General features: G+C 63.5%; 1 protein-coding gene and 1 pseudogene. Both read left to right on the top strand.

Features of this window, described 5'->3' with window-relative positions:
- Nucleotides 1-154: pseudogene (locus DS837_RS31910) on the top strand (electron transfer flavoprotein subunit alpha/FixB family protein); the annotation flags it as partial.
- Between the two features lie 54 nt (nt 155-208).
- Nucleotides 209-657, top strand: a 449-nt coding sequence (locus tag DS837_RS31905) for a 3-hydroxyacyl-CoA dehydrogenase NAD-binding domain-containing protein (RefSeq protein ID WP_170296065.1), incomplete at its 3' end; no start/stop codon positions are given.

Here is a 657-nt window from a genome sequence, read left to right as displayed (position 1 = left end):
CATCCAGCACCTCGCCGGCATGAAGGACAGCAAGGTCATCGTCGCCATCAACAAGGACGAGGAGGCGCCGATCTTCCAGGTCGCCGACTACGGCCTCGTCGCCGACCTGTTCAAGGCGGTGCCGGAGCTGACGGCCGAGCTGGGCAAGGCGTAACCGGCCAGTCCTCTTCGGAAGACCAGCGGGCCAAAGACAAGCGGGAAAGCTCATATGTCCACGATCAAGAAGATTGGCATCATCGGTGCCGGCCAGATGGGCAGCGGCATCGCCCACGTCTGCGCGCAGGCGGGGTACGAGGTCGTCATCTCCGACATCAGCCCGGAGATTCTGCAGAAGTCGGTGGCCGCCATCTCCAAGAACATGGACCGTCAGGTTCAGAAGGGGAAGCTGACGGAGGCCGACAAGACGGCGGCGATCGCCCGCATCGCCACCGGTTCCGACCTGTCCGTGTTCCATGACGCCGATCTGGTGGTCGAGGCCGCGACGGAGAACGAAGCGCTCAAGCGCGAGATCTTCAAGAAGCTGGTCCCGAACCTGAAGCCCGAGGCGCTGATCGCGACGAACACCTCGTCGATCTCGATCACCCGCCTCGCGGCCTCGACGGACCGCCCGTCCAAGTTCATGGGCATGCATTTCATGAACCCGGTGCCGGTGATGCA

This window comes from Azospirillum brasilense (assembly GCF_008365405.1).
In the GTDB taxonomy this organism is placed as follows: Bacteria; Pseudomonadota; Alphaproteobacteria; order Azospirillales; family Azospirillaceae; genus Azospirillum; species Azospirillum brasilense_D.
The sequence above is the reverse complement of the archived record's forward strand: the minus strand, read 5'-3'. Positions and strand labels throughout refer to the sequence as shown.